The sequence below is a fragment of the Nonomuraea sp. 10N515B genome (genome assembly GCF_052245915.1).
In the GTDB taxonomy this organism is placed as follows: domain Bacteria; phylum Actinomycetota; class Actinomycetes; order Streptosporangiales; family Streptosporangiaceae; genus Nonomuraea.
Map to the genome: position 1 here is coordinate 1 of NZ_JBQQBQ010000137.1, position 8,754 is coordinate 8,754.

9 protein-coding genes and 1 pseudogene are annotated in these 8,754 nt (G+C 64.7%); 7 read left to right on the plus strand and 3 right to left on the minus strand.

What is annotated here, in order from left to right; all coding sequences use genetic code 11:
* A partial coding sequence (locus ACTWQA_RS58005) for a serine hydrolase (RefSeq protein WP_443167323.1) occupies positions 1 to 549 on the plus strand: 549 nt, incomplete at its 5' end.
* Positions 550 to 643: 94 nt separating this feature from the next.
* Here ACTWQA_RS58005 and ACTWQA_RS58010 read toward each other — a convergent pair.
* Positions 644 to 1,057 carry a hypothetical protein gene (locus tag ACTWQA_RS58010; protein WP_443167324.1) on the minus strand — a complete coding sequence of 138 codons (414 nt, stop codon included), beginning with the start codon at positions 1,055 to 1,057 and terminating at the stop codon, positions 644 to 646.
* Positions 1,058 to 1,285: 228 nt separating this feature from the next.
* Between ACTWQA_RS58010 and ACTWQA_RS58015 the strand changes: the two are divergent.
* The 4 genes and pseudogenes from ACTWQA_RS58015 to ACTWQA_RS58030 form a co-directional block, all read left to right on the plus strand.
* Positions 1,286 to 1,402 (plus strand): annotated as a pseudogene (locus tag ACTWQA_RS58015) (IS5/IS1182 family transposase); the annotation flags it as partial.
* A 999-nt stretch (positions 1,403 to 2,401) separates the two neighbouring features.
* Positions 2,402 to 4,177 (plus strand): reverse transcriptase domain-containing protein, encoded by a 1,776-nt coding sequence (locus ACTWQA_RS58020; RefSeq protein ID WP_443167325.1) that lies wholly within the window; start codon positions 2,402 to 2,404, stop codon positions 4,175 to 4,177.
* 200 nt (positions 4,178 to 4,377) lie between these two features.
* Positions 4,378 to 4,605, plus strand: coding sequence for a hypothetical protein (locus ACTWQA_RS58025; RefSeq protein WP_443167326.1), 228 nt, complete (start codon positions 4,378 to 4,380; stop codon positions 4,603 to 4,605).
* A complete protein-coding gene (locus ACTWQA_RS58030) occupies positions 4,593 to 4,745 on the plus strand; it encodes a hypothetical protein (RefSeq protein WP_443167327.1) in 153 nt (50 codons plus the stop codon). The genes ACTWQA_RS58025 and ACTWQA_RS58030 overlap by 13 nt, the downstream gene beginning before the upstream one ends.
* 19 nt (positions 4,746 to 4,764) lie before the next feature.
* Here ACTWQA_RS58030 and ACTWQA_RS58035 read toward each other — a convergent pair whose 3' ends face one another.
* Positions 4,765 to 5,352, minus strand: coding sequence for a TetR/AcrR family transcriptional regulator (locus ACTWQA_RS58035; RefSeq protein WP_443167328.1), 588 nt, complete (start codon positions 5,350 to 5,352; stop codon positions 4,765 to 4,767).
* 106 nt (positions 5,353 to 5,458) lie between these two features.
* On the minus strand, positions 5,459 to 6,652 hold the full coding sequence (ltrA, locus tag ACTWQA_RS58040; protein WP_443167329.1) for a group II intron reverse transcriptase/maturase: 1,194 nt from the start codon (positions 6,650 to 6,652) through the stop codon (positions 5,459 to 5,461).
* Between the two features lie 899 nt (positions 6,653 to 7,551).
* On the opposite strand from ltrA, the gene ACTWQA_RS58045 reads away from it, so the two are divergent.
* Both ACTWQA_RS58045 and ACTWQA_RS58050 read left to right on the plus strand, forming a co-directional pair.
* Complete coding sequence (locus tag ACTWQA_RS58045) at positions 7,552 to 8,358, plus strand: SDR family NAD(P)-dependent oxidoreductase (protein WP_443167330.1); 807 nt, start codon at positions 7,552 to 7,554, stop codon at positions 8,356 to 8,358.
* Positions 8,359 to 8,462: 104 nt separating this feature from the next.
* On the plus strand, positions 8,463 to 8,754 hold a 292-nt coding region (locus tag ACTWQA_RS58050), incomplete at its 3' end, for a hypothetical protein (RefSeq protein ID WP_443167331.1).

The following is an 8,754-nucleotide window of genomic DNA, read 5'->3' on the forward strand; positions in this document are numbered from 1 at the left end:
GCCAGCCTGCTACCGGACCTCCTGGCAGCTACCCGGACCGGACTTCCACCGGCAAGCGACGACGAGCTTACGAACAGACGATCAGCCGCTATGTCACGGCTTCACCTCCTGTTCTGCTGGGCGCACGAACACGTCTCAGTGGCCCTGTGGAACTCCTACCACCTGCCCGGCACCGATGGCGGCGCCCACGAAGCGGCGCTGCAACGACTCAAGCCCGGTGCGAACGTCACCCTCGACCAGCTCGTCTCCGCCATGATCGAGGAGAGTGACAACGCCGCCGCCGACCTGCTGCGCGACCGCCTCGGCCCCGGCGCGCTGCGCAAGATCGCGCAAACTCGCGTCAGTAACCATCAACGGCGAGATGCTCCGTGCCTTCGGTGGCTGCACGCTCCCCGCCGACGTCTGCCTGAAGAACTACGTCAAGGCCGCAAAGCCGGTGCGGCTCACGCTTCCCGGCTTTGCCCAGCAGGCTGCCTGGAGCGAAACCGTGACCCGCGTCGAACCTGGCGTTCTGTGCAGAGTGCTCGCCGGACTCAGTGGGTGGTTTGAGAGCGTATGAGCGGTTGATGCCCTCAACTATCGCACTCTGCCTCGTCCAGCCCCTGACTGCGCCGGAGCTCCAGCGTTCGCGAGGACACCCAACTCACAACAGCTGTGCCCGAACGAATCCAGCCAGCAGTACGGCGAAGCCGCCGACCTCACCGACGATCAGCGAGACCATGAACGCGCTCGTGCCGCGTACAGGATGGCGCAACTGATTGTCGGTGTCACGACGCCGGCCGTGGTAAATATAGGTCCCGATCGCGGCCACGAAGAAAAAGATCATGACCCCCGCCGCCACCAGGTTGACCAACGACGGCCAGTCGCTCAGCGCGACGAAGGCCGCGAGCAGCAGTGTCGCGAACGAATAGAGCAAGGCGGCTCGATGTGCGACGTCCACATAGGGGTGAGCCACGTGTTCCGCCGAGACAGCCATCTGGCGGTATTTCCATACGCCCAGCAGCAACGCCAGCAGAAAGATCAGCCCCGCCGCCAGCAGAACTATCTTGGCATCCATGCTTAGCACCACGACCGCGCGCCTCTATCCATGATCGGACAGTCTCCCAATAATTCGAACAAGCATGTACGACTTGTGATGGAGATCGTAGCACTAGGCCTGCAAAATGATGGCGAACGCCTACTCAGAGGGCGGTCCGCGGGTCTATACCCCTGATGGCGTAGTGTGATCGAATGAATCTGTAGCGTTATGCCTAGCTGGTGGGTGTGGGTGTGCTGAGATGGCCGGGTGAGTGAGCGCAAGCCGTACGCGAGCGACTTATCCGATGAGCGGTGGGCCTTGATCGAGCCGGTGATCATGGCGTGGAAGGCCGCGCACCGCCTCGGTCAGCGGCCATCAGGGGAAATACGAGATGCGGGAGATCGTTAACGCGAGTGCGCCGTCCGGCGCTTTGTTGTATCCCGGTGAAGCCGGGAGGGACTCGGAAGGAGGTTCCTGGGCCGCCTGGCCTACCCGGAGGTGAAAGCCGAAGGGGAAAGCAGCATGTCAGGAAAGTGGCGACCGCATCGGGCATCAGTGGCGGTGCGCTGCGACGCGATATGGCCAAGGCTGGATTGCTTGAAGCCCAATCCCCAGTGGTGGAAGAACGAACACCCGTCGGAACGATGCCTGAAACCGGCGGCGGGTCATGTCCGGGCATGATGGCGTGGCCTGGGCACCTTCCGTGGCCCGCGACACCGTCCAGCGAGGACGGGCAAGGGGATGAGTGGGCGGCCTACGTCGCGCTCGACACGTACAACAAGGACGTACCACGGGATCACCTACCGGGTGCGAGCCCCATGGTGACGGAGCGCCCGTAGTAGTCGGTGCGCCATGAGGCGCACTGCTATATCGCCCGCTTAGAGGGCAGGGATGAGAGGAGATATCTCTGGATCTGATGGCTAACCGGAGTCCGAAAGGACAATAAGGGAAAATAGCATGCCAGAAAACCGGCAGCACATGCCCAGGCGTATGGGATGGCGTGCCGGGAGGTCCGCACGATAAGGCGAAAGTCGGATTACCTGAAGCCCAGTCTCCAGAAGGCGGAATATGGCGCCTGCCGGAAAGACGCCTGAAACCGGTACCGGCCCCTGCGGCGGGTTGGCGACTAGCCCGCTGCAATCCTCTGGGGTGCAGGAGCGATGCCCTGTCAGGGCATTGAAGGAGACGGACGGGACGCCTAAGTCGTGCTAGTACGTATAGCAGTGTGAACATGGGATCGCCTAAGGGACGCGAGTTCTATGGCGACGGAGTGCCCGTAGTAATCGGCGGGGTAACGTCCGCCCAATCTGGAGACCGGGAGAACCGGACCACAGGGTGAAGGGGCACAGGCGATGAACGGTTGATGACCATGAGGGATGCGCAATGCAACCAGCCGAAGTGGTGTTGAACGTTCTCCGCGAGCACGGCAGGAAGGGCCTGCCATGCACGCAGCTGTACAGGCAGTTGTTCAACAAGGAACTGTACCTGCTGGCCTACGGGAACATCTACTCCAACAAGGGGGCGATGACGCCGGGGGCCAGCGAGGAAACCGCTGACGGCATGTCCGAAGAAAAGATCGACCAGATCATAGAGGCGATACGGCGGGAGACATACCGGTTCTCACCGGCCCGCCGTGTCTACATCCCGAAAAAGAACGGGAAGCTCCGCCCTCTCGGCATGCCGACATGGTCCGACAAACTAGTCGGCGAAGTGGTCCGCTTGCTGCTGGAAGCACTCTACGATCCGCAGTTCTCGGACAGCTCGCACGGGTTCCGGAGATTCCGGGGATGTCATACCGCATTGCGGGAGATAAACAACACCTGGACCGGCACCGCTTGGTTTGTCGAAGGGGATATCTCCGACTGTTTCGGGTCGCTTGACCACCAGGTCCTTCTCGGGATACTGGCGGAGAAAATTCACGACAACCGGTTCCTCCGGCTACTGCGTAACATGCTGAAAGCCGGGTACCTCGAAGACTGGGAATACCGCGATACGCTCAGCGGAGTTCCGCAGGGCGGGACGGTGTCCCCGATCCTCAGCAACATCTACCTGCACAAGCTCGACGATTTCGTCGAGCGGGAACTGATCCCGCAGTACACGCGGGGAGCGACGCGGGCCGCCAATCCCGCCTACCGGCAGGCCGACGCCCTGCTGAGAAGAGCGCGGCGGCGCGGGGACCGGGTGGAAACCCGGCGTCTCGCGCTGGAAATGCGCACGCTCCCCTCAACCGACCCGATGGACCACGGTTACCGCCGTCTGAGGTACATAAGATACGCAGACGACCACATATTGGGATTCACCGGGCCGAAGGCCGAAGCCGAGGAGATCAAGGCGAAGCTGGCGCGGTTCCTCCGGGAGACCCTCGGATTGGAACTCAACCAGGACAAGACCCTCATCACACACGCCCGCAGCCAGCGGGCGCGGTTCCTCGGCTATGACATCACCGTCCAGCACTCCAGCACGAAGATCAGCAACGGCCGCAGGTCGGCCAACGGCAAGATCGCGCTGAAAGTGCCTCCGGACGTGGTCAGGGCCCAGTGCGCTCGCTACCGGAAACACGGAAGACCGTGCTACCGGCCGCGGCTCCAGAACCTGGACGATTACGACATCGTGCGGGTCTACGGAGCCGAGTATCGCGGCGTCGTGAACTACTACCTGCTTGCCAAGGACGCCTGGCGGCTGCGCAAGCTGCGCTGGCACGCCGAGGTGTCGATGCTGAAGACGCTGGCCCTCAAGCACCAGTCCACCGTCTCCACGATGGCCGCCCGCCTTAAGGCGAAGGTCACCACCGGCGACGGCCCCAGGACCTGCTTCGAGGCCAGGCGGAAGCGGAGGGGCAAGCCGGACCTGGTAGCACGATTCGGCGGGATCACCCTGCGGCAAGACCGACGGGCGGTCATCACCGACCCCGCCCCCGTCCGGGTCCGCGTCCCCCGCAAGGAACTGCTTACGCGGCTTCGCCAGCGGGAATGCGAACTCTGCGAGAGTGGCACCACGGTGACAGTCCACCAGGTCGCCGGAATCAACGAACTCGGGAAACCTGGACCGGACCAGCCGGCGTGGGCCGCCATCATGGCGAGGAAACGACGCAAGACGCTCATCGTCTGCGCGCCGTGCCATGACTGGATCCACGCGAACCCGGTCGCGCACGCGGCTTAAATCGCTGGAAAGCCCGGTGCCTGGAAAGCGGGCACGCCGGGTTTGGTGGGAGGCTGCCCGGAAAAGGCCCGAGTTCCACGGGACCTCGCTGGGCAGCCGACCCTACCCGGAGTCACGACCGGCCGAGGAACCCGGGAAAGCCGGTGCACAGGGCGAAGGGGCGCAGGTGGAGGAGACGGAACGGCAGGGAGGCATGCGTAATGCAGAGCGCTAAAACTGTGCTGACCGTCATTCGGGAACGCGGCAGGCAAGGTCTGCCGCTGGAAAGGCTGTATCGGCAGCTGTTCAACAGGGAGATGTTCCTGCTGGCCTACGGACGCATCTACTCCAACGACGGAGCGATGACGCCCGGGGTTACGCCGGAGACCGTGGACGACATGTCCCTGGCCAAGATCGAGGCGATCATCGGGGCATCTTGGACAAGCTGACCGATCGGGGTCCGGCGGGCGCCGCCTACGACATCGACCGGGTCGGCAGGCGGCGGCCCGGGCTGGGTTTCAAAGACTTTCCCGGCCGGCCGTGGATGATGATGCGGGGGGACGTGGAAGCAGTCGCCGCCCATGCGTGACACTGCCACAGAGGCCTTATCACACTTGTGGTCTGGGGCTCATGCCGGCGAAGACTGCGTGGAGTACGCGGTCGATGTAGTCGTGTGTCACCGGCTGCTGTGTGATCAGAAATCGGTAGTACAAGGGGCCGGACAGGATCTCAAATGCCAGGTCCAGGTCGAAGCCGGGGGCGAGTTGCCCCTGGGCCTTGGCGGCCTTGAGGCGGGTCAAGGTGTTGGCGGTCTGGGGCTCGATGAAACGCCGGTTGAGTGCGGCGGCGACCTCGGGATCGTGCTGGGCTTCGCCGATGAGGTCCTGATACAGCGGGCCCCAGGGTGGCCGGCCCAGCAGGTCGGCGGCCTTGGTCATCACCTCGCGTAGATCGGCCACGATGTCGCCGGTGTCGCGGTGGTCCAGGCCTTCGGTGTTCAGGCTGAGGACCGCGTCGAGGAACAGCAGGCCGCGGGAGTGCCAGCGGCGGTAGACGGTGTGTTTGCCGACGCCGGCGCGGGCCGCGACCGCCTCGATGCTGAGCTTTGCGTAGCCGACCTCCCGGGCCAAGTCCAGCGTGGCCCGCATGATCGCTTCGGCCCGGTCGTCGGTACGAGTGGTGCGGTGGTCGGTCATTGGTAGTCAGGGGCGCAGGACCCGGAGGGCCTGTTTCCCCATCCCCCTTTCAATCCGTACGTGCGGTTTTCCCGCATGCGGCTTACCGATGATCTTCTTGACATGGTTACGCTGCCTTCGGATAGCGGATGGTGCCACGCAGGCGATACAGGCCATGCCCGTTGAACCACTCCTCGGTCCACTGCCTCAACTGACCAGCGCGTAGGTTGCGCCCCCGCTTCTTGACCATCAAGCGGCGCAGACGCCACACCACGTACTCGTCGATCTGGCGGAACTTGCCGGCGGCGTTCCCCGTTCGAAAGTAGTTGCCCCAGCCGCGCAGGACCGGATTGATATCCGCGATCACGTCACGGATATCCGTTCCCGACCGGCGGCGGTCGGTCCGCTCGCGGACCTTGGACCGGAGTCTCTTCATCGCCGCATGGCCGGGCCAGCGGTGCAGGTAGTAGCGGACGGTGCCGTACTTCGCCCACGACCGACCCGAGAAGCGGGCTCTGAAGTGGCAGCCGAGGAAGTCGAGTCCTTCCGGGCCCTCTCTGAGGTCAACGATCTTTGTCTTGTCCGGGTGCAGCTTCAGTCCCAGCGATGCGAGGATGTCCTCGACCGCTTGCAGGGCCGCTCTGGCCTGGGCTTGGCTGCGGCACAGGACGACTCCGTCGTCGGCGTACCGCACCAGCTCGCCCACCCCGAGCTTGGTCAGCTCAGTGTCCAGAACATGCAGGTAGATATTGGACATCAAGGGCGAAATCACGCCGCCTTGTGGGGTTCCCGCGACCGTCCGCTGGAACTCCCCCTCCGCCATCACACCTGCTTGAAGCCACTCCCGCAGCAGCTTGAGCACCCGCCGGTCCGACACCCGCCGCCGCATCTCGGCGACAAGCCGATCGTGATCGATCTCACCGAAGAAGTTGACGATGTCGAACTCCACCACGAACACCCGGCCCTCGATGAAGCCGGTACGCAGCCGCTCCATCGCCTGCGTCGCCGACCGCTTGGGCCGAAACCCGAACGAGACCGGCAGGAAATCGGCCTCGAAAATGGGCTCCAGCACCAGCTTGGCGGCCTGCTGAGCCACGCGATCGCGGATCCGGGGTATCCCCAGTGGACGCTTGCCACCTTGTGGTTTCGAGATGTCCACACGCCTGGACGGCGCGGAACGATACTCACCTGCGCGAAGGTCGTGCTGAAGTTCCCCGAGCATCCGGGCCACCCCGTACTCCTCCACATCCGCCACAGTCACCCGATCAACTCCGGCGGCACCCTTGTTGGCCCGGACCCGCTCCCACGCCTCCCACAGCACGTCACCTCTGCAGATACGGTCGAACAGGGCGTGGAAACGCCGCTCCGGCGACTGCTTGGCCGCAGTCCATAGCTTGCATTGAAGTCGTCGCACGTTCAGGACGGACCCGTGCCCGTCCAAGACGGCAGGCGATGGCCCGCCGGGGTGGTTGGACCCAGAACCCTGGGTCATGCCCTTGCGCTTACCCTCGCCCCAAGCATGATCAAAGTGCGGGTCCTTCCCCACCGGCACGTCACCACCACGGTCACATCCGGCCGGTATTACGACCCCCTCGGACTCCCGCTGCCCTCCAAGCGACTTCACCATCGGCTTATACGCTCGGTCTCTCGCCCGACGAAAGGCATGGTCAGACGGGCCTCTCCTGTTCCGATCCGATCCATGCACACGTGCCGATCCCCATACCCCGGGAGAACCCGGCGAGCTGACCCCGGACTAGGGCCCGCCAGACGTGCCCTTCGCCGTGACATGAGCGGCTCGGCTTCTCCGTCGTAAGTGTGACGAGGCTGCAGGACTCGCTGTCGCCAGCTACGGCCCGCGTGCTTGCTCCCTCCGCAGAGGCTCTTGACACCCCGCTCAGCCCGCCGGATCTCTCCAACGAACCGGAGCCTGCTACCGGGCACTCCGGTGTCTACCCGGACGGGACTTCCACCCGCAGGATCGGACCAGCTTCCAGGACGCACCATGCCACCATTCTATTGAACGGCCCGTGCCGTGTTGACAGGTACGAACCCGTTCGCCCATGCTGTCCCTCGACAGCACGGTACGGCCCGTGCCGTGCTGACCCTCGGAATGTGAGGCCGTCGCCTCACATTCCAGCGTGCTGTGTCGTCGGACTACTGCGACGGTCGGCTATTGGACCAGCCGGGAATCCGACGCCGCAGAAAGAACGGAAAGACATCATGAGTAAGGTCTGGTTCGTCACCGGTTCGTCCCGCAGCCTCGGCCGCAACTTCGTCGAGGCCGCCCTGTCGCGCGGCGACAAGGTGGCCGCGACCGCCCGGAACACCGCAAGCCTTGACGAGCTGGTCGCCGCCTATGGCGAGGCGGTGCTCCCGCTCGAACTGGATGTCACCGACAAGGCCGCCGTCTTCGAGAGCGTCAAGCGGGCCAAGGAGCACTTCGGCGCGATCGAGGAGCTGACCGAGCAGCAACTGCGCGACCAACTGGAGACCAACCTGTTCGGCGCGGTGTGGATGATCCAGGCCGCGCTGCCCCACCTGCGCGAGCAGGGTAGCGGGCACATCATCCAGCTGTCCTCGGCCGCCGGGCTCATGGCGATGCCGCTCGGCGGCGCATACCACGCCTCCAAGTGGGCCCTGGAGGGCTTGAATGAAGCCCTTGCCCAAGAGGTCGCCGACTTCGGCGTCAAGGTGACCGTGGTCGAGCCCGGCGGCTTCGCCACCAGGGACGGCAAGAACCCCGATCCGCTCGCCAACGGCCACATGGCCGAGGCCAACCCGGTCTACGACGGGCTCCGCCGGCACATCGCGGGGTTCGCGGGAAGGCAGCCCGCCGGAGGCTCGGCCGCCGCGGCCCAGGCACTCCTCAAGCTCGTCGACTCCGACAACCCGCCCCTGCGGGTGCTCTTCGGCCAGGGCTTCAACCCGATGCTCCAGCAGGTCTACGCCGACCGGCTCAAGACCTGGGCCGACTGGCAGGACCTTTCGGCCGAGGCACACGGCAACCTCAATCAATCAGATCGGTGATCCGGTCTGATCCTTTCGAGACCTGAGCCGCTCACCGGCGCCTCGGCCGGTATGCGCGACCACGTGGACGCGCGAAATTTCGTCAACTTGAGATGAGGAATCGCATGTACAAAAGGCAACGTCGAACAGTCGCGTCGATCGCCGCTCTGGTGCTCGGCGCGGTGTTGACCCTCGCGGCGTCGCCGTCGCTCCCGGTGACGGCCGAGACCGACCCCGCCCCAGCGGGGACGGGCAATCAGGCGGCGGCCACGGCGGCACCCGCCTTCCCCACGTTCGTGCATCTGCCGGCCGATCAGGCGGCGCATCCGGACGCCCGCCAGGAATGGTGGTACCTGGTCGGCCACGTCAATGCCCGTGGCCACCGGTTCGGCTACCAGGTCACGATCGGTGGCGGCA

Excerpts from the sequence above, each read along its gene's own strand:
- ACTWQA_RS58010 (WP_443167324.1), bottom strand. The coding sequence starts at position 1,057 with ATGGATGCCAAGATAGTTCTGCTGGCGGCGGGGCTGATCTTTCTGCTG.
- ACTWQA_RS58020 (WP_443167325.1), top strand. The coding sequence starts at position 2,402 with ATGCAACCAGCCGAAGTGGTGTTGAACGTTCTCCGCGAGCACGGCAGG.
- ACTWQA_RS58025 (WP_443167326.1), top strand. The coding sequence starts at position 4,378 with ATGCAGAGCGCTAAAACTGTGCTGACCGTCATTCGGGAACGCGGCAGG.
- ACTWQA_RS58035 (WP_443167328.1), bottom strand. The coding sequence starts at position 5,352 with ATGACCGACCACCGCACCACTCGTACCGACGACCGGGCCGAAGCGATC.
- ACTWQA_RS58045 (WP_443167330.1), top strand. The coding sequence starts at position 7,552 with ATGAGTAAGGTCTGGTTCGTCACCGGTTCGTCCCGCAGCCTCGGCCGC.